This window comes from Actinomadura macrotermitis (assembly GCF_009604375.1).
Taxonomy (GTDB): domain Bacteria; phylum Actinomycetota; class Actinomycetes; order Streptosporangiales; family Streptosporangiaceae; genus Spirillospora; species Spirillospora macrotermitis.
The window spans coordinates 661028-679619 of record NZ_WEGH01000003.1; the positions used below are offsets into that span (position 1 = coordinate 661028).

21 protein-coding genes are annotated in these 18592 nt (G+C 73.1%); 11 read left to right on the top strand and 10 right to left on the bottom strand.

Features of this window, described 5'->3' with window-relative positions; genetic code table 11:
* The first annotated feature begins 4 nt into the window (after positions 1-4).
* A complete protein-coding gene (locus ACRB68_RS24285; protein ID WP_328594698.1) occupies positions 5-1450 on the top strand; it encodes an AI-2E family transporter in 1446 nt (481 codons plus the stop codon).
* On the opposite strand, the gene ACRB68_RS24290 is transcribed toward ACRB68_RS24285, so the two are convergent.
* From ACRB68_RS24290 to ACRB68_RS24310, 5 genes are all read right to left on the bottom strand, one after another.
* The gene (locus tag ACRB68_RS24290; protein ID WP_153536215.1) at positions 1447-2241 is read right to left on the bottom strand and encodes an alpha/beta fold hydrolase; all 795 of its coding nucleotides are present in this window, start codon (positions 2239-2241) and stop codon (positions 1447-1449) included. The two genes, ACRB68_RS24285 and ACRB68_RS24290, sit on opposite strands and share 4 nt — an antisense overlap.
* Positions 2242-2358: 117 nt before the next feature.
* Positions 2359-3081: an alpha/beta hydrolase gene (locus tag ACRB68_RS24295; protein ID WP_153536217.1), complete on the bottom strand. Its 723-nt coding sequence runs from the start codon at positions 3079-3081 to the stop codon at positions 2359-2361.
* Between the two features lie 76 nt (positions 3082-3157).
* Complete coding sequence (locus ACRB68_RS24300) at positions 3158-3652, bottom strand: hypothetical protein (RefSeq protein ID WP_153536219.1); 495 nt, start codon at positions 3650-3652, stop codon at positions 3158-3160.
* Between the two features lie 46 nt (positions 3653-3698).
* Positions 3699-4013: an ATP/GTP-binding protein gene (locus ACRB68_RS24305; RefSeq protein WP_153536221.1), complete on the bottom strand. Its 315-nt coding sequence runs from the start codon at positions 4011-4013 to the stop codon at positions 3699-3701.
* Positions 4014-4034: 21 nt separating this feature from the next.
* The gene (locus ACRB68_RS24310) at positions 4035-5546 is read right to left on the bottom strand and encodes a 3-hydroxyacyl-CoA dehydrogenase (RefSeq protein ID WP_153536223.1); all 1512 of its coding nucleotides are present in this window, start codon (positions 5544-5546) and stop codon (positions 4035-4037) included.
* 42 nt (positions 5547-5588) lie between these two features.
* Between ACRB68_RS24310 and ACRB68_RS24315 the strand changes: the two genes are divergently transcribed.
* Positions 5589-6569, top strand: coding sequence for an LLM class flavin-dependent oxidoreductase (locus tag ACRB68_RS24315; protein ID WP_328594699.1), 981 nt, complete (start codon positions 5589-5591; stop codon positions 6567-6569).
* A gap of 60 nt (positions 6570-6629) precedes the next feature.
* Here the strand turns inward: ACRB68_RS24315 and ACRB68_RS24320 are convergent, their stop codons facing one another.
* Positions 6630-7016 carry an SCO5389 family protein gene (locus ACRB68_RS24320; RefSeq protein ID WP_153536225.1) on the bottom strand — a complete coding sequence of 129 codons (387 nt, stop codon included), beginning with the start codon at positions 7014-7016 and terminating at the stop codon, positions 6630-6632.
* Between the two features lie 168 nt (positions 7017-7184).
* Here ACRB68_RS24320 and ACRB68_RS24325 point away from each other — a divergent pair, with 168 nt between their 5' ends.
* Positions 7185-8804, top strand: a complete 1620-nt coding sequence (locus ACRB68_RS24325) for a phytoene desaturase family protein (RefSeq protein ID WP_153536227.1) — start codon at positions 7185-7187, stop codon at positions 8802-8804.
* A 27-nt stretch (positions 8805-8831) separates the two neighbouring features.
* Here the strand turns inward: ACRB68_RS24325 and ACRB68_RS24330 are convergent, their stop codons facing one another.
* Positions 8832-9287 (bottom strand): SRPBCC family protein, encoded by a 456-nt coding sequence (locus ACRB68_RS24330; protein ID WP_153536229.1) that lies wholly within the window; start codon positions 9285-9287, stop codon positions 8832-8834.
* A gap of 92 nt (positions 9288-9379) precedes the next feature.
* Between ACRB68_RS24330 and nucS the strand changes: the two genes are divergently transcribed.
* From nucS to ACRB68_RS24350, 4 genes are all read left to right on the top strand, one after another.
* Positions 9380-10069 carry an endonuclease NucS gene (gene nucS / locus ACRB68_RS24335; protein ID WP_328594700.1) on the top strand — a complete coding sequence of 230 codons (690 nt, stop codon included), beginning with the start codon at positions 9380-9382 and terminating at the stop codon, positions 10067-10069.
* A gap of 26 nt (positions 10070-10095) precedes the next feature.
* Positions 10096-10503 carry a DUF3224 domain-containing protein gene (locus ACRB68_RS24340; protein ID WP_235959872.1) on the top strand — a complete coding sequence of 136 codons (408 nt, stop codon included), beginning with the start codon at positions 10096-10098 and terminating at the stop codon, positions 10501-10503.
* Positions 10504-10541: 38 nt separating this feature from the next.
* The gene (locus tag ACRB68_RS24345; RefSeq protein ID WP_153536231.1) at positions 10542-11162 is read left to right on the top strand and encodes a TetR/AcrR family transcriptional regulator; all 621 of its coding nucleotides are present in this window, start codon (positions 10542-10544) and stop codon (positions 11160-11162) included.
* 65 nt (positions 11163-11227) lie between these two features.
* Positions 11228-12019: a site-2 protease family protein gene (locus ACRB68_RS24350; protein ID WP_153536233.1), complete on the top strand. Its 792-nt coding sequence runs from the start codon at positions 11228-11230 to the stop codon at positions 12017-12019.
* Here ACRB68_RS24350 and ACRB68_RS24355 read toward each other — a convergent pair.
* Positions 12000-12557, bottom strand: coding sequence for a PadR family transcriptional regulator (locus ACRB68_RS24355; protein ID WP_153536235.1), 558 nt, complete (start codon positions 12555-12557; stop codon positions 12000-12002). The two genes, ACRB68_RS24350 and ACRB68_RS24355, sit on opposite strands and share 20 nt — an antisense overlap.
* Positions 12558-12649: 92 nt before the next feature.
* Here ACRB68_RS24355 and ACRB68_RS24360 point away from each other — a divergent pair, with 92 nt between their 5' ends.
* The 3 genes from ACRB68_RS24360 to ACRB68_RS24370 all read left to right on the top strand — a co-directional run bounded on the left by ACRB68_RS24360 (position 12650) and on the right by ACRB68_RS24370 (position 16202).
* On the top strand, positions 12650-13246 hold the full coding sequence (locus ACRB68_RS24360; RefSeq protein WP_153536237.1) for a hypothetical protein: 597 nt from the start codon (positions 12650-12652) through the stop codon (positions 13244-13246).
* A gap of 31 nt (positions 13247-13277) precedes the next feature.
* Positions 13278-14603, top strand: coding sequence for a carotenoid oxygenase family protein (locus tag ACRB68_RS24365; RefSeq protein ID WP_153536239.1), 1326 nt, complete (start codon positions 13278-13280; stop codon positions 14601-14603).
* Positions 14604-14699: 96 nt separating this feature from the next.
* Entirely contained in the window at positions 14700-16202 is a 1503-nt protein-coding gene (locus ACRB68_RS24370) for an aldehyde dehydrogenase family protein (RefSeq protein WP_153536241.1), read from the top strand.
* A gap of 443 nt (positions 16203-16645) precedes the next feature.
* On the opposite strand, the gene ACRB68_RS24375 is transcribed toward ACRB68_RS24370, so the two are convergent.
* Entirely contained in the window at positions 16646-17011 is a 366-nt protein-coding gene (locus ACRB68_RS24375; protein WP_153536243.1) for a DUF488 domain-containing protein, read from the bottom strand.
* Positions 17012-17091: 80 nt separating this feature from the next.
* Here ACRB68_RS24375 and ACRB68_RS24380 point away from each other — a divergent pair, with 80 nt between their 5' ends.
* Positions 17092-17664, top strand: a complete 573-nt coding sequence (locus ACRB68_RS24380) for a DUF4240 domain-containing protein (protein WP_153536245.1) — start codon at positions 17092-17094, stop codon at positions 17662-17664.
* A 304-nt stretch (positions 17665-17968) separates the two neighbouring features.
* On the opposite strand, the gene ACRB68_RS24385 is transcribed toward ACRB68_RS24380, so the two are convergent.
* Positions 17969-18358, bottom strand: a complete 390-nt coding sequence (locus tag ACRB68_RS24385; protein ID WP_328594702.1) for a VOC family protein — start codon at positions 18356-18358, stop codon at positions 17969-17971.
* Between the last annotated feature and the right edge of the window lie 234 nt (positions 18359-18592).

Sequence of the window (18592 nt, forward strand, 5' to 3'; positions counted from 1 at the left end):
CGGCGTGGCCGACGAGACTTCCCAGCAGGGCCCCGAGGTGTCGGAGGAGGAGGCGCGCCCCGGCGACGGCGGCTCGGTTCCGCCCCCGGCTCCCCCGGCCGAGCCCCAGGGGGCGTCCCCCGTGCCGACGCCGCGCGCCGGCGCGGACGAGGACGGCGACGGCAAGGGCGGCCGGGTGCGGGCCCGGCTGGGGGCGGCCGCCGAGGGCGCCCGGGCCAAGCTGGCCGAGGCCCGGCACGCCCGCGACGAGAGCGTGCGCGAGGGCGACGAGGCCGAGGGGTCCACCCGCGAGTCGCTGCCCGCCGGCGCCGAGGGACCCGTCGTCGCCGCCGAGCCCGCGCCCGACCCGGCGCACGATGTGGAGCAGCGCCGGCGCGAGGCGGGCGTGGACCACCGGTTCCCGTTCGGCCGGCCCGGCCTGCCGCTCGGGCGGGCGCACCCGTTCGTGTTCGGGTTCACCGCCGCGCTCGGCGTCATCACCGCCTGGCTGCTGGTGAAGGCCGCCACCAACGCCCGGTCGGTGCTGGTGATGATCGTGGTGGCGCTGTTCCTGGCGGTCGGGCTGAACCCGGCGGTGGAGCGGCTGAAGCGGATCGGGCTGTCGCGCGGGTGGGCGGTGGCCGTGGTGTTCCTGCTGGTGCTGCTGTTCTTCGCCGGGTTCGTGGCGTCGCTGATCCCGCCGCTCACCGAGCAGGTCGCCGACCTGACCAAGAACGTCCCGGACTACATCACCCAGCTGCGCCGCAACCAGCGGATCGCCCGCTGGGACGAGCGCTACCACATGCTCCAGCAGATCCAGGACAAGATCAACGACTCGAAGTTCCAGCAGGACGCGGCCAAGTACGCGCTGGACGTCGGCAAGCAGGCCCTCAGCGGCACCTTCCAGACGCTGACGGTGCTGATCCTGTCGCTGTACTTCCTCGGCTCGCTGCCGCAGATCAAGACGTTCTTCTACCAGCTGGCGCCGCGCTCGCGACGGGCCCGGGTGGCGCTGCTCGGCGACGAGATCCTGGAGCGCATCGGCGGCTACGTGGCGGGCCAGTTCACCATCGCGTTCATCGCGGGCGTGACGTCCTACATCTTCCTGGAGATCCTCTCCATCCCCTACGCGCTGGCGCTGGCGCTGATCGTGGCGGTCACCGACCTGATCCCGCTGGTCGGCGCGACGATCGGCGCGACGGTGGTGTGCCTGGTGGCCTTCTTGACCGGCACCTACGAGGGCATCGCCGCGGTGATCTTCTACGTGGTCTACCAGCAGGTGGAGAACTACCTGGTCTATCCGCGGGTGATGAAGCGGACGGTGGACGTGCAGCCGGCGGTGACGATCGTGGCGGCGCTGATCGGCGGCACGCTGCTCGGCGTGGTCGGCGCGCTGCTGGCGATCCCGACGGCGGCGGCGATCTCGCTGCTCATCCGCGAAGTGGTGCTGCCCCGCCAGGAGACGCTCTAGCCGGGCGCGCCGCGGGACAGGGCGGCGGTGAACTCGGCGACGGCCTGGTTGAACAGGTCGGGCTGCTCGACCGGGATCAGGTGGCCCGCGCGCGGGATCACCAGCAGCTCGGCGTTCGGGAGGGCGTCCGCCATCGCGCGCGCCTCGTCCTCGGTGGCCAGGACGTCCTCGGCGCCGATCATGACGAGGGCGGGGACCTTCAGCCCGCGCAGCGTCTCGAACGCCTCGCCGCGCGCGGCCATCGCGCGCTGCGCCCAGGCGGCGGCGCGCGCCGGGGTGGCCTGCACCAGGCCGCGCACCCGCCCGTAGACCAGGGCGCGCTGCCGGTAGGTGGTGGGGCCGACGAGGCCGGGCAGCACCTCGTCGACCAGGACGCGCACGGTCGCCTCCCGCTCCAGCCGCTCGGCCTGGCGGAGCCGGCCGGCGCGCACCTCGTCCGTGTCGGCGGTCGCCCGGGTGGCGGCGAGGACCAGGCCGGTGACCAGGTCGGGGTGGCGGCGGCAGAGCGCCATCGCGACGTAGCCGCCCATGGACAGCCCGCCGAGCACGACCCGGGCGAGGCCGAGGCGGCGGAGCAGCCGGGCGACGTCGTCGGCCATCGCGTCGATCGACGGCTCGTCCGCGCCGAGCTGCGACCCGCCGAAGCCGCGCAGGTCGGGGGTGATGACGCGGAACCGGCCGCCCAGCCCCTCGCGCTGGGCGAGCCACATCGCCGACGACAGCGGGAACGCGTGCAGCAGTACGAGCGGCGTGCCCGCCCCGACGTCCCTGGCGTGAAGCTGCACGGTCATGGTGGTACCGACCTCCCCGTTCGACCCCCCTGCATCCGCCGTGCACGTGGCGGCCAGATAATCGTCACCCCGATCGGGGGTGCTGAGACGTGAGTGGCCGTGATCGGTCGTCCGGGTTTAATTGTCCGATTCGTCCCATTCGGTGGGCAGCGGCGCGGCGGCGGGCGCCACCCGGCGGACGATCTCGTTCAGCACGATCCGCACGTACGGCTCGCCGACCCACAGGTGCTTGGCGCCGTCCACCCCGATCACCTCGGCCTGCGGCACCCGCTTGAACCGCTCGCGCGCCTCGGCCGGCCGCAGGTAGTCGTCGAACTCGGGCACGAGCGCGACCAGCGGCCGCCCGTCGGCGCCCCAGGCGTCCAGGTCGGCGTCGGTGGCGCGGTGCAGCGGCGGCGACAGCAGGATCGCGCCCTCCACCAGCGGGTCGCGCCCCCACTTCAGCGCCAGCTCGGTGCCGAACGACCAGCCGAGCAGCCACGGGTGCGGCAGGTCGTGGTACTCGGCGTACTCCAGCGCGGCGGCGACGTCGTGGCGCTCGGTCTCGCCGTGGCCGAACTCGCCCTGGCTGGTGCCGCGCGCCGAGGTGGTGCCGCGGGTGTTGAAGCGCAGCACCGCCACGTCCGCCAGCGCGGGCAGCCGGTAGGACGCCTTGCGCAGCACGTGGCTGTCCATCATGCCCTCGGCGGTCGGCAGCGGGTGCAGGCAGACCAGGGTCGCGACGGGCGGCCGCTCCGGCGGCAGCGCCAGCTCGCCGACGAGCTCCAGCCCGTCACCGGTGTGCAGCGTGATCTCCTCGCGCCGCGCCGGCAGCACGGTGGCCGCCCTGATCTCACCCATCGGGCACCTCTTTCCACATGAAAACGGGACCGGCGGAATGTTCTCCGCCGATCCCTGACACCTTATGACCGCTTGTTTAGTACCAGCCGCAGCCCTTGTGCCACACCCGCAGCAGCGCGCGCGGAACGGTCGGGCAGACGTAGCCGCCGGTGTCACCGACATAGGCCCACTTGCCGTTGCCCTTCTTGCGCCAGATGTGCGGGCCGTCCTGGCCGCTGATCGGGTCGCCCTTCACCCGGATGTCGCCGACCGCGTAGTAGACGGTGGAGGCGGCCGAGCGGCCGACGATCTTGCCGTAGTAGACGCCCTTCGGCCCGACGACCCGGCTGCGCGGCGTCCTCGGGTGGTGGCGGTGGTAGTAGCCGGTGTAGTACCGGTCGCCCAGCGTCTTGCGCAGGGACTCGGAGAACTTGAGGTTGACCGCAGTGCCCGGCCGGGCCTGTGCGGCGGCCTGCTGGACGACGGTGGTCCCGGCGGCGGCGGTCCCCTCGGTGGCGGCCGCCACGGCGGCGATGGAGAGGCCGACGGCAGCGGCGGCGGTGGCGCGCTTCAGCTGTGCTGTTCTGATCACGTTCCCTGTGACGCCGCCCCGGCCGCAGGAGTTCGCAAAGGACCCGTCAGTAGCGGGGCGCGTTACGGGAACGCTGGATGCGCGGCCCCCGCCGGGTGCGGGCCTGCCAGCAGGGACGGTGCCAGTGCCGCCGGTCGTCGGCGTCGCCGCGCCCGTCGGCGGGCCAGGCGACGACGTGCCCGACGCCCGGCGGGATCTCCTGGTCGCAGCCGGGGCAGCGGTAGGGCTTGGTGGCGTTGGCCCCCGCGATGGACCGGACGATCCACTCGCCGTCCGGGCCGTCCTCGGTCTCCTGCGACCATGCGCCGCCGGCGCCGCCCGACGGGGGTCGGACGGCGCGGCGGTTCTTGCGGGGGCTCATGCGAACAAGCGTATTCGGCGATCAGCGCAGCGGGCGCCCGGCGGTGACGTGCTCCTCCAGCAGCGGGGCGGGCGCGAGGGCGGGCTCGCGCGTCTCGGCGTACAGGGCGTTCAGGACGGCCACGGCGCGGTCCAGGCCGAGCCGGTCCAGGTCGGCGATCGGGCCGATCGGGTAGCCGCAGCCGAGCCGCATGGCGGCGTCGATGGAGTCGGCGTCCGCGTACCCCGCGCCGAGCATCGCGGCGGCGTCGTTGAGGTAGGGGAAGCGCAGCGCGTCCACGATGTGGCCGGCCCGGTCGCGGCAGCGCACCGGGGTGAGGCCGAGCGCGGCGACCAGGGCGGCGGCGCGGTCGGCGACGCCCTCGCCGGTCACGACGGTGGTGGCGATCTCGGCGAGCGGGCGGTCGGCCTCGGGGAAGTGCAGGCCGACCACGTCGGCGGGACGGCCCGACGCGACGGCGGCGGCGATCACCGGGCCGGTGACCGCGAGGACGGCGTCCGGCCTGGCCGCGGCGGCGGCCTCGGCGAGCGCCTTCTCGTCCAGCGCGACGATCAGGTCCGCGCCGCTCAGGTCGCCGCGCACGACCTCGCCGAGCGCGGCGGGAGCGTCCCCGTCGCCGGCGACGCCGACGACCGGGCGGGGCGCGTCCGCCGGGGCCTCGGCCTCGGCGGGCGCGTCGTAGGAGTAGAAGCCGCGGCCGGTCTTGCGGCCGAGCAGCCCGGCGGTGACGAGCTCGCGCAGCACCGGCGCCGGGGCGTGCCGCCGGTCGCGGGACTCGGCGTAGATCGCCTCCAGCACCTCCAGGCAGGTGTCCAGGCCGATCAGGTCCATCAGGGTGAACGGGCCCATCGGCAGGCCGCCGCCCACCTTCATCGCGGCGTCGATGTCGTCGCGGGTGGCGTGCCCGGCCTCCAGCATGCCCGCGGCCTGGTTGAGGTAGCCGAACAGCAGCCGGTTGGCGACGAACCCGGCCCGGTCGCCGATCACCACGGGGGTCTTGCCGAGCGCGGTCACCAGGTCCGCGACGCGGCCGACGGCGCCGTCCTCGGTGAGCACGGTGCCGATGACCTCGACCAGCTTCATCACCGGCGCCGGGTTGAAGAAGTGCACCCCGACGATCTTGGTGGGCCGGCCGGTGGACACCGCGATGTCGGTGACCGAGAGGGAGGAGGTGTTGGTCGCCAGCACCGCGTCGGCGCGGCAGACCCGGTCCAGCTCGGCGAAGACCTTGCGCTTCAGGTCCAGCCGCTCGGGCACCGCCTCGATGACCAGGTCGCAGTCGGCCAGGTCGCCGAAGTCGGTGGACAGCGCGATGCGGTCCAGGATCGCGCGCTGCCCGTCCTCGGTCAGCCGGCCCCGCTTCACCGCCCGCCCGGTGGACTTCTCCAGGTGCCCGCGGCCGCGCTCCAGCGCGTCCCGGTTGATCTCGATGCCGACGACGGCCAGCTCGCCCCGGGCCAGCACCTCGGCGATGCCCGCGCCCATGGTGCCCAGTCCGACCACGCCGACCTTGCTGAACGAAACGCCACTCATGCCCCGCAGTCTCCCAGAAGCCCCGCGGGGTAGAACCCGGGGGTGCGCATCGGAGTCTTCCTGCTCGCCGCCCGCTATCCCGGCCAGGACGACGCCGCCGCCCTGGACCGGACGGTCCGCGCGGCGGTGGCGGCCGAGGAGGCCGGTTTCGACGACGTGTGGCTGGCCGAGCACCACTTCATGTCCTACGGCGTGGTGCCGTCCGCGCCGGCGCTCGCCGGGCACCTGCTCGGCCGCACCCGGCGGGTGCACGTGGGGACGGCCGTCAGCGTCCTGTCGGTCCACCACCCCGTCGCGCTCGCCGAGCAGGCCGCGCTGCTCGCGCTGGTCTCGGGCGGCCGGTTCCGGCTCGGCGTCGGCCGCGGCGGCCCCTGGCGGGAGCTGGAGGTGCTCGGCTCCGGCCTGGACCGCTACGAGCGCGGCTTCGCCGAGTCGCTCGACCTGCTGCTGGCGTGGCTGCGCGCCGAGCGCCTCGGCTGGGACGGCGAGCACTTCGCGTTCCGCGAGGTCCCGGTCGTGCCGCGGGCGCCGGAGCCGCCGCCCGTCCTGGTCGCCTGCACCTCGCCCGCGACCGAGCGGCTGGCGGCGGAGCGGGGCCTGCCGATGCTGCTCGGCATGCACGTCGGCGACGAGGAGAAGGCCGCGGCCGTCGCGCGCTACGGCCCGCCGGCGCCGCACGTCTCCACGCATCTGGCGCAGGTCGCCGGTTCGCGCCGCGAGGCCGAGGAATTGCTGATGCGGGAGATGCCGCGCTGGCTCGGCCCGGGGCTGGACGGCTACGTCCCCGTCGACGACCGCCCCCGACCCCCGCGCGATCCGGCGGGCTACGTGCGCGAGCTGCTCGGGCGGCATCCGGTCGGGTCGCCCGCCGACTGCGCCGACTCGCTCCTCCGGACCGCGAAACGGACCGGTATCGGCCATTTCATCCTGCTGGTGGAGGCGGCGGGGTCGGCCGAACGGACGCTGGAGAACATCGCCCGGCTCGGCGCCGAGGTCCTCCCCCGCGTCCGTGCCGCGCTATGACCGTGCCGCGACATGAACGAAGGCCCGGGACCGCCGCGCGGTCCCGGGCCCCCGGGCGGTTCAGCAGTCGCGGAGCTCCGGCGACTGGTTCAGGATCTGCTCGCGTGCGGTGACGAACGTGCGGTACGCCGCCGAGTCGCCGGTCGGGAAGACCGCGAGCCGGTGGCAGTTCTGGAAGGCCAGCTTCACGCCGAAGTAGCGCTCCAGGCAGCCGCGCATGGCGTCGCTGGCCAGCACCCGCAGCAACTGGCCGCGGGCCTGCTCGTCCGGTGGCGGGGTGTGGTTGTCGGCGAACTCGCCGCCGTCGACCTGCAGCCGCGCCACCAGGCCGGTGACCATCTCCCACGCGTACGGGAGCGACGTGCGGATGCACTCGACGAAGGCGGCGTCGTCGATCTCGCCCTGCCGAGCCGTTTCCAGAAGCTCGGGGGACACCTCAAGGGACATGACTGGGTTCCTTTCACGGATAGTGACGAGCACCCAACTCCCGTGACGCTAACCACGTCCCAGTAAGAATTCCAGGGTTGACAGCACCCTTTACGGCCGGGGTAGGCCATGCTCCGGTCATCGCGCGCCGCCGCCTTATCCGGGCCGAGATGGGGTAGACGGAGAGGCATGGCCGACGCAGTGGTGATCGGAAGCGGCCCCAACGGGCTGGTCGCGGCGAACGTCCTGGCGGACGCCGGGTGGGACGTGGAGGTGCTGGAGGCGCAGCCCACACCGGGCGGCGCCGTGCGCAGCGACCGGGGCGTCCACCCCGACTACGTGAGCGACCTGTGCAGCGCGTTCTACCCGCTCGGGGTGGCCTCGCCGGCCGTCCGGGCGCTCGGGCTGGAGGAGCACGGGCTGCGGTGGCTGCACGCCCCCGCCGTGATGGCGCACCCGCTGCCCGACGGCAGCTGCGCCGTCCTCGAACGCGACCCGCAGCGCACCGCCGAGGGGCTGAACGCCCTGTCCAAGGGCGACGGCGACGCGTGGCTGCGCCTGTACGGGATCTGGGAGGACCTGGGCGACGACCTGGTGAAGGCGCTGTTCAGCCCGTTCCCGCCCGTCCGCGCCGGGCTTTCGCTCGTCGCCAAAGCGCGCGCGGTGGGCGGCCTGCGGCTGGCCCGTTTCGCCGTCCTGCCCGTACGGCGCCTCGGCGAGGAGGAGTTCACCGGCGAAGGCGCGCCGCTGCTGTTCGCCGGCGCGGCGCTGCACGCCGACTTCTTCCCCGAGTCCGCGGGCGGCTCGATCTTCGGGTGGCTGCTGGCGATGCTCGGCCAGGACGTCGGCTGGCCAGTGCCGCAGGGCGGCGCGGGCGAGCTGTCGGCCGCGCTGGTGCGGCGGCTGGAGAGCAAGGGCGGCCGGGTCCGCTGCGACACCCCGGTGACCGAGGTCGTCGTGCGCGAGGGCCGCGCGCTCGGCGTCCGCACCGCCTCCGGCGAGGCGGTCCGCGCGACCCGCGCGGTGCTCGCCGACGTGTCCGCGCCCGCCCTGTACGGCGGCCTGGTCGGCTGGGAGCACCTGCCGGCCCTGCTGCGCGACGACATGAAGCGCTTCCAGTGGGACTACGCCACCTTCAAGGTCGACTGGGCGCTGACCGGCCCGATCCCGTGGACGTCGCCGGACGCCGCGCGCGCGGGCACGGTGCACCTGGCGTCCGGGATGGACGCCCTCACCGACTTCAACGCCCAGATCGCGACCGGGCACGTGCCCGCCGAGCCGTTCTCGCTGCTCGGCCAGATGACCACCGCCGACCCGTCCCGCTCCCCCGCCGGCACCGAGTCGGTCTGGGCCTACACCCACGTCCCGCAGCGGGTGCGCGGCGACGCCGGGCCCGACGGCATCACCGGCTCCTGGGACGAGCGCGAGCGCGCGGCGATGGCCGCGCGGATCGAGGCCGTCGTCGAGCGCTACGCGCCCGGGTTCACCGAGCGGATCGCCGAGCGCCGCATCCTCGCGCCCGGCGACCTGCAGGGCATCAACGCCAACCTGGTCAACGGCGCCCTGAACGGCGGCACCGCGGCCCCGCACCAGCAGCTGGTGTTCCGCCCGGTGCCGGGCACCGGGCGCCCCGAGACGCCCGTGAAGGGGCTGTACCTGGCGTCGGCGTCGGCGCACCCGGGCGGCGGCGTGCACGGCGCGTGCGGCTCGAACGCCGCCCGCGCGGCGCTGCGCGCGAACGGCGTGCTCGGTCGGCACGTCCTGCGGCCGGGCCTGGCGGCGGCGCAGCGGCTGCTGGCGGGCGACTGATCAGGCGGGCGAGCGGGCGGGCACGGCTCAGACGCGCACCGCGGGGCTGCGCCGCTTGTCCTGCACGACCGCGTCCAGGTTGCGCAGCATCAGCCGGTTGCGCAGGTTCAGCACGAGCTCGGCGGGCGGGCCCTGCAGGCCGGTGCCGAGCCCGGTCAGCGGATGCTCGTCGGCGATCACCAGCGTGCCCTCGCCCCAGGCGGTGAGGCTGAACGCCATCCGCACCGTGCCGAAGATCCGCGCCTTGATCTCCAGCTCCAGCCGCTCCGGCGGCTCGCAGACCCGCACCACCGTGCGGTCGGAGAACGTCAGCGGCCCGGCGCCGAACTCGAACCTGATCTCGGCGCCCACCTGCGGCCACTGCGGGTCCTCCCGCAGGATGCGCTTGGTGCCGACGACCCAGTCGGCGTAGCGGGACCCGTCCGCCAGGGCCGCCCAGACGGCGTCGGGCGGAGCGTCGATGAAGTGGTGACGTACGGCCATTGCCTTCGTCTACCCCGGATCGGCCCCGCTCATCCCGCCTTCTGCGCCGGACCGGCCCCGAGCACCCCGCGGGCTCACTAAGCTCGGCCAACGTGCGTCTCGTAATCGCCCGGTGCAGCGTCGACTACGCCGGAAAGCTCACCGCCCACCTCCCGCTCGCCCTGCGGCTCGTGCTGATCAAGGCCGACGGCAGCGTCAGCGTCCATGCCGACGACCGCGCCTTCAAGCCGCTGAACTGGATGAACCCGCCCTGCTCGCTGCGCGAGGAGCCCTTCCCCGAGCCCGACGAGACCGGCGCGGTCGCGCGCTGGACGGTCACCCACGGCAAGTCCGGCGAGCGCCTCATCCTCACCGTGCACGAGATCGTGCACGACTCCAGCCACGAGCTCGGCGTGGACCCCGGCCTGATCAAGGACGGGGTGGAGGCGCACCTGCAGGAGCTGCTCGCCGAGCACATCACCACGCTCGGCCCCGGCTACACCCTGGTCCGCCGCGAGTACCCGACCGCGATCGGCCCGGTCGACATCCTGTGCCGCGACGCCGGCAACGCCACCGTCGCGGTGGAGATCAAGCGGCGCGGCGAGATCGACGGCGTGGAGCAGCTCACCCGCTACCTGGAGCTGCTGAACCGCGACCCGCTGCTGGCGCCGGTCCGCGGCGTGTTCGCCGCCCAGGAGATCAAGCCGCAGGCGCGGGTGCTGGCCGCCGACCGCGGCATCGACTGCGTGACGCTCGACTACGACGCGCTGCGCGGCATCGAGCACGAGGGCACCCTGTTCTGAGGGTGCCCGGTGGCATGATGACGACCATGACCGCACAAGCCGACGGCACGTTCGACATCGACGCCTGGGACGCCGAGAAGCCCTATGAGGATCACGACGGTGTGACGCTCACCCGGGTGCAGGTCCGCAAGACCTTCCACGGCGACCTGGTGGGCACCAGCACCGCCGAGCTGATCACGGTGCGGACCGAGGCCGGGCCCGCCGCCTACGTCGGGATGGAGACGGTCCGCGGGATCCTGCACGGCCGCGAGGGGAGCTTCGTCCTGCAGCACAGCGCGGGCAGCGACGACGGCGGCGAGGCCACCCAGTGGCTGCACTGGCTGATCGTGCCGGCCTCGGGCACCGGGGAGCTGGCCGGCATCCGCGGCAGCGGGCAGATCATCGCCGGCCCCGACGGCGGCCACGCCTGGTCGCTGGAGTACACCCTCGGCTAGGTGGTGAGCCGGGGTAAGTGAACGCGTACCCTGCTGCCATGTCCGCCGCCGTGCCCCCCGCCGTACCGCCCGCCGGCCCCGCCGCGACCGCCGACCGCACCCGTGAGCGCATCATCGACGCCGCCGGGGAGTGCTTCGCCCGCTTCGGCGTGGCCAAGACCACCGTCGAGGACATCGCGGCGCAGGCCGGGCTGTCGCGGGCCACGGTCTACCGGGCGGTGCCCGGCGGCCGCGACGAGCTGATCCTGGGCGTGGTGCTGCGCGACCTGCGGCGCTTCCTGGACCTTCTGGCCGAGCGGCTGCGCCGGGAGCGGTCGGTGCCGGACGCGATCGTGGAGGGGATCGTCGGCGCGGTCGCGTTCGTCCGCGAGGACCCGACGATCGCGCGGTTCCTGGTCCCCGAGGCCGCCGGGCACATGCAGGCCGCCGTCGCGGCGGCCGCCGAGCAGGTGCTGTCGCTGTGCTGCGAGTACGTCCGGCCGTCCTTCGAGATCGCGCAGCGGCACCGGATGCTGCGCGCCGACATCGAGGTGGAGGGCAGTGTGGAGTTCCTGTTCCGGATCATCACCTCGCTGATCGCGATGGACCGGCAGCGCGACGCCGGCGGGCTGCGCGCCTTCCTGCGCACCTACGTCGTGCCGGTCCTCACCGGGCCTTGACACGGGCCCTACCGCGGGGACGGTAGCGTCGCGAGTGCAGATCATCGGGGAGAGGGGTACGGGGCATGGGCACGGTGCACAGGATCGGGGACCGCCGTCCGGCGGCGGGCCCGAGCCCGCTCTTCCTGGCGATCGTCGCGGTCACCGTGCTGACCGGCCTCATCGCCTGGCGGTACGGCACGATCGTGGACCGGCCCGCCCGGATCGCGCTGTTCGCGTTCGTCGTGGCGGGCTGGATCGTGACACTGTGCGTGCACGAGTTCGGGCACGCCTACCTGGCCTACCGGTCCGGCGACCACAGCGTGGCGACCCGCGGCTACCTGACGCTGAACCCGCTGAAGTACGCCGACGGCATCCTCAGCTTCGCCATCCCGGTGCTGTTCATCCTGCTCGGCGGGATCGGCTTCCCCGGCGGCGCGGTGTGGATCGACCGGGGCGCGATCCGGGGCCGGCTGCGGCACAGCCTGGTCTCGGCCGCCGGGCCGCTGACCAACGTCCTGTTCGCGATCATGATCGCGGTGATCTTCAAGAACTTCGCGCACAAGGAGCACGCGGTGTTCTGGGCGGGCCTGGCGTTCCTGGGGTTCCTGCAGGTGACCGCCGCGCTGCTGAACCTGCTGCCGATCCCGGGGCTGGACGGCTTCGGCATCGTCGAGCCCTACCTGCCGCGCTCGTGGGTGGCGACGGCGAACCAGTACGGCGGGTACGCGTTCCTGGTGCTGCTCGCCCTGCTGTGGCTGGTCCGGCCGCTGAACGAGGCGTTCTTCGACCTGACCTACTGGATCTGCGACGCGATCGGCCTCGGCGAGATGTCCATCCGGATCGGGCACCTGCTGTTCAAGTTCTGGGTGAGCTGACCGCCCGGCGCGCCGGCTCCGTTTCGGCGATCTCCTCCGCGGCCCACGCGTACCACTCGCCGCGCATGGCGAGGAACCGCCGCCCGTACTCCATCACCAGGCGCCCGTAGACCGACAGGTTGTCGTCGTCCCAGTCGATGGCGCCCTCCAGCGCCTTCAGCTGCTCGGTCCGCTCGCGCAGCACGGCCGCCTGCCCGCCGAGGAACTCCTGCGCCTTGGCGGGGTCGACCTGCCCGAGGAAGAACACCCGCAGCATGGCGTCGTCGCGGCGGGCCGGCTTGACCGGCACCTCGGTGATCCAGCGCAGCAGCTCCGTGCGGCCCGCCTCGGTGATGCCGTAGGCCTTGCGGCCGCGCGGCCCCTCGCCCACGACCTCGATCAGGCCCGCGTCGGTGAGCTTGCCGAGCTCGCCGTAGAGCTGGCTCTGGGTGGCCGGCCAGACGTTGCCGAGCGAGATCTCGAACATCTTGAGCAGGTCGTATCCGCTGGCACCGTCCAGCTCGGCGATCAGTCCAAGTACCGCGTGTCGAAGACTCATGCTCCTCACTCTACATGTCTCTATTGACATGTCACTTGTGGAACGTCTAACTTTTGACATGTCGAACTTGGAACGTCCCGAAAGGCCCCCCGATGTTGAAGTACTACGGCCTCACCTTCCTCCCCTGGATCACCCTCGCCGTGGTCGCCGACATCGACGACCGGGCCGGCGCCGCCGCCGGCCTCGCCGTCGCCCTGGCCGTGCTGGTCCTGCAGCGCCGGAGCGGCCAGCCGTGGGGGGCGCAGATCCTGGAGTGCTCCACCGCCGTCTACATGGCCGCGCTCACCGCGTTCGCCGTCAGCGCCCCGGACGCGGGGATCCTGAAGTACGGCGCCGCCCTCGCCATCGGCTGGCTCGCCGTCACCGCCTGGGGCGGCCTGGCGATCGGCCGCCCCTTCACCGAGGGCATCGCCCGCCGCGACGTGACCGCCGAGGTCGCCGCGACCGGCCTGTTCCGCAGCATCGTGACCGTCATCGCCGTCGTCTGGGCCACCGGGTTCACCCTCACCGCGATCGCGCTCGCCTGCGTCCAGCACTGGGCGCCGCACCAGACCGCCCTGCTCATCGCCGTCAAGGTCGCCGGGTTCGCCGTCCCGGCCGTGTTCACCGCCCGCTACCCCGAGGCCGCCCGCAAGCGCCACTTCGCCGAGCACGGCATCGACGAGGCCGCGTACGAACAGGCGCGCTGACCCCCCTCCCCCGGAACCGAAGGAGCACGGCATGACCGAGAGCTGGCTGACCGGCCACCTGGCCCCCGTCCCCGACGAGATCACCGCCACCGACCTCGCCGTCACCGGCACACTGCCCGCCGAGCTGACCGGCCGCTACCTCCGCAACGGCCCGAACCCCAGGCCGGGCGAGCCCAGCAAGCACTGGTTCCTCGGGCACGGCATGCTGCACGGCCTGCGGCTGCGCGACGGGCGCGCCGAGTGGTACCGCAACCGCTGGATCCGGACGAGCGGGTTCACCGAGGACGCCCGGTTCGTCCGCGACGACCTCACCTTCGACCGCACCGCGGTCCCCGCCAACACCCACGTCATCGCGCACGCGGACAAGATCCTGACGCTGGTCGAGGTCGGCTTCCCCTACGAGGTGACGCCGGGGCTGGACACCGTCGGCCCGTGCGACTTCGGCGGCCGGCTGACATCGGCGATGACCGCGCACCCCAAGCAGGACCCGGTCACCGGCGAGCTGCTGTTCTTCGGCACCGGCTTCCTGCCGCCCTACCTCACCTACCACCGGCTGTCGGCCGCCGGGGAGCTGGTGGAGAGCCGCGAGATCGAGGTGCCGGGGCCGACGATGATGCACGACTTCGCGATCACCGGGCACCACGTCGTCTGGCTGGACCTGCCGGTGGTGTTCGACCTGGACCTCGCCCTGACCGGCGGGGGCATGCCCTACCGCTGGGACGACGGCTACGGCGCCCGGCTCGGCGTGATGCCCCGCGCCGGCGGCCCGGTCCGCTGGTTCGAGGTGGACCCCTGCTACGTCTTCCACGTGGGCAACGCCTACGAGGACGCCGCCGGGCGGATCGTCGTGGACGGCGCCCGCTACCGCGACGCCGACTTCGCCGGCCTGTGGGCCGACATCGGCGGCGCCCCCGACCCGGCGCGCGCCGCCGCCGGGACCGAGTCGGCCCGGCTGCACCGCTGGACGCTGGACCCGGCCACCGGGAAGGTGTCCGAGGAGGCCCTGGACGACCGGGGTGTGGAGTTCCCCACGCACAACGAGACCCGCACCGGGCACGGCCACCGCTACCTCTACACCGTCGCCGACGACGCCATCGTCAAGTACGACCTGGAGCGCCCCTCCTCCTCCGCCCACGACCTCGGCGAGGGCATGGCCGCAGGTGAGGCGGTGTTCGTCCCGGCCGAGAGCGCGCGCGCCGAGGATGACGGGTGGCTGCTGACGATCGTGTCCGACCGGGCCGGGCAGGGCTCCGAGCTGCGGGTCCTGAACGCCGCCGACCTCTCGCTCACCGCCACCGTGCACCTGCCGCGGCGCGTCCCGGCGGGCTTCCACGGCAGCTGGATCCCCGACGCCTGAGGGGTTCCCCGGCCCCTGGGGAGATTCCTGGCCTAAGGTGATTTACTAGCCGGTAAGTCGCCGCAAGCATTCACTTACCTCGTCCCGGAGGTCCCCATGTCCGTGGTCACCGAGAACCCCGCCACCTTCTCCTCGCTCAACCCCGCCACCGGCGAGGTCGTCGCCGAGCACCCCGTGCACGACGCGGCGGCCGTCGGGCAGGCGCTCGAGCGGGCCCGCGAGGCGGCCGCCTGGTGGGGCGCCCTCGGCTGGAAGGAGCGCCGGCTGCGGCTGCTCAACGTCAAGGGGTCGCTCACCCGCAACCTCAGCCGGATGGCCGAGCTCATCCACCAGGAGACCGGCAAGACGCTGCAGGACGCGCAGCTCGAGACGATCATGGCGATCACGCACCTGGACTGGGCCGCCCGCAACGCCGAGAAGGTGCTCGGCCCGCGCGGCGTCTACCCGGGCCTGATGGCGCTCAACCACAAGTGCGTGCTGGAGTACCAGCCGCTCGGCGTGGTCGGCGTCATCGGCCCGTGGAACTACCCGATCTTCACCCCGATGGGCTCGATCGCCTACGCGCTCGCGGCCGGCAACACCGTGGTGTTCAAGCCGTCGGAGTTCACCCCCGGCGTCGGGCTGTTCCTGGCCGAGCTCGTCGACGCGGTGGTGCCCGAGCACCCGGTGCTGCAGGTCGTCACCGGCCTCGGCGAGACGGGCGCGGCGCTGGCGTCCTCCCCCCTCGTCGACAAGATCGCCTTCACCGGCTCGGGGCCGACCGCCAAGCGCGTCATGGCCGCCTGCGCGCAGAACCTCACCCCGCTGGTCGCCGAGTGCGGCGGCAAGGACGTGTGCATCGTCGACGCCGACGCCGACCTGGACGCCGCCGCCGACGCCGCGCTGTGGGGCGCGATGTCCAACGCGGGCCAGACCTGCATCGGCGTCGAGCGCGTCTACGTCGTCGACTCCGCCTACGACGCCTTCCTCGGCAAGCTCACCGACAAGGCCCGCGACCTGCGCCCCGGCTTCGACCGCGAGGCCGCCTACGGCCCCATCACGATGCCCAAGCAGCTCGACATCATCGAGCGGCACATCAAGGACGCCCTCGACAAGGGCGGCAAGGCCGTGGTCGGCGGGCCCGAGTCGGTGCGCAAGCCCTACGTCGAGCCGGTCGTGCTGACCGACGTCCCCGAGGACTCGGCCGCCGTCTGCGAGGAGACCTTCGGCCCGACGATCACCGTGCACCGCGTCCGCGACCTGGACGAGGCCGTCGAGCGCGCCAACGCCACCAGCTACGGCCTGGCCGGCACCGTCTTCTCCGGCAGCAAGGGCCGCGCGATGGACACCGCCCGCCGCATCCGCTCGGGCATGACCTCGGTCAACGCGTTCGCCGCGTTCGCGACGGTCGCCGCGCTGCCGTTCGGCGGCGTCGGCGAGTCGGGCTTCGGCCGCATCCACGGCGCGGACGGCCTGCGCGAGTTCGCCCGGCCGAAGGCCATCACCCGGCAGCGCTTCGCGCTCCCGATGAACCTCACCTCCTTCGAGCGCACCGAGAAGGAGATGGCCCGCGTCCTGCAGCTCGTCAACATGCTGCACGGCAAGCGCTACAAGCGCTGACGCCCCGCCGAGCCGCCCCGGGCCCGGGGCGGCTCACCGCGCCAGCACCAGGTACAGGATCACGGTGACGACGACGCTGACGGCGATGGAGCCGATGCATCCGAGCCGGTTCGAAAAGAAGAAGAACATGGACGCGCCTTACCCCGCCTGAGATGGATCATCGCTGGCTAAGGCGCCTAAGTCGGTGGATATAGGGCGTCGTCCCCATGTGGGGCGGGGTGGCTTAGGACGAACCTTGTACTTGTCAGGCCGAAGGGGCCCGGCAAGGAACCAAGGAGATCGACATGCTGCGTCCGGAGTTCACCCAGGACATCGTCAAGGACCGCGTCAAGGAGCTGCAGGCCGAGGCCAAGCGCACCCGCCGCGCCGCCAAGGCCCGCAAGCGGTGACCCGCCGCCCAGACCCCACCACCAACGCCCCCGCCGCCCCGGCGGGGGCGTTCCTCATTCCCCGGCGCCGCCCTTCAGCAGGTCGGCGAGGACGGCCGCCTCGCTGATGTCGCTCCGCTTCGCCGCGGTGAGCAGGGTGACCGGGCCGTGCTCGGCCCGCTCGCGCAGCCCGCCGAACGCGGCGGCGTGCTCGGCGTCCTTGAGCTCGGCGCGGTAGCGGCGCGCGAACTCCTCGTACCGATCGGGGTCGTGGCCGTACCACTTGCGCAGGTCGGTCGAGGGCGCGACCTCCTTGCACCACTCGTCCAGATGGACCTTCTCCTTGCTGATCCCGCGCGGCCACAGCCGGTCGACGAGCACCCGCTGCCCGTCGTCGCCCTCCCGCTCGTCGTAGATCCGCCGCACCCTCACCTGCGCCATCAGGCCCCCCTTCCGCGTCCCGGCCCCCGTCATACCCGCGGCCATCGCCGTTGTCACCGCCTTGCCCTAGCCTCCCTGCCATGCGGACCGACGAGTGGTGGGACCTCATCGAGCAGGCGCGCGCCGCGGCCGGCGACCGGGCCGACGACCGGAACCTTCCCGACGACCCGCTGCCCGGCGCGCTCACCGAGGTGCTCGCCGCGCTGGGACCGGCCGAGATCGCCGCCTTCCGCCTGAAGGCGATCGAGGTGACCGGCACGGCGTACCGGTATCCGCTGTGGAACGCCGCCTACCTCATCGAGGGCGGCTGCGGGGACGACGGCTTCATGGACTTCCGCGACGGGCTCGTCCTGCTCGGCCGCGACGTCTTCGAGCGCGCCGTGGCCGATCCCGACTCCCTGGCCACGCTGCCCGTCGTCGTCCGGATGAGCCGCGGCGAGAGCGGCTGGATCGGCTTCCAGTCGCTGGGCTGCCCGATCAAGGACGCCTACCGCAGGGTCCAGGGCGAGACCGGCACGCTCGACGCGGCCGTGGAGGCCGCCGTCCGCGGGATGGCCCGCCCCGCGAAGCCGGCCGGCGACGACTGGGACGTGGAGGACGACGACGAGATGCGCCGCCGTCTCCCCCGCCTCGCCGCCCTGTTCCTCGACTGAGGCCTACGCCGCCGCCCGGCCGGTCTAAGGCACTCCTAGGCGGCGGATATAGGGCGTCGTCCTCATGTGGGGCGGGGTGTCTTAGGACGAACCTTGTACTTGTCAGGCCGAAAGGGCCCGGCAAGGAACCAAGGAGAACGACATGCTGCGTCCGGAGTTCACCCAGGACATCGTCAAGGACCGCGTCAAGGAGCTGCAGGCCGAGGCCAAGCGCACCCGCCGCGCCGCCAAGGCCCGCAAGCGGTGACCCGCCACCCAGACCCCACCACCAACGCCCCCGCCGCCCCGGCGGGGGCGTTTCGCGTTATCCGTTGGTCTGGACGATCTGGATGAGGTTGCCGCAGGTGTCGTCCAGGACCGCGGTGGTGACCGGGCCCATCTCCAGCGGCTCCTGGGTGAACTCCACCCCGAGGCCGCGCAGGCGCTCGTACTCCGCGCGGACGTCGTCCACGGCGAAGGACGCGAGCGGGATGCCGTCCTCGACCAGCGCCGTCCGGTACGGCTTGACGGCGGGGTGGCCGGCGGGCTCCAGCAGCAGCTCCGTGCCGTCGGGGTCCGCGGGCGAGACGACGGTCAGCCAGCTGGCCTCGCCGAGCGGGATCTCGGTCTTCTTCACGAAGCCGAGGACGCCGGTGTAGAAGCGCAGTGCCTTCTCCTGGTCGTCGACGAAGACGCTGGTCACGTAGATCTTCACGGTTCGTCCTCCGGTGCGCCGGGCCTGAGCCACCGGGTGACGATGCGCTCAAGCGGTTTGGTGTTCAGATCGTGGAACTTTCGACATCCTCCCCGCTATGAACCGCGGGGATTCCAGCCTGGCCGGGATTGCCGAAAGATCACGCACCACGCTCCGGACAAGATGACCGGCAGGTCCGCCCGGTCATGGCCGCGCTCACCCGGTTCTCTCGCCCGCGGCCTGACCTATGAGGTC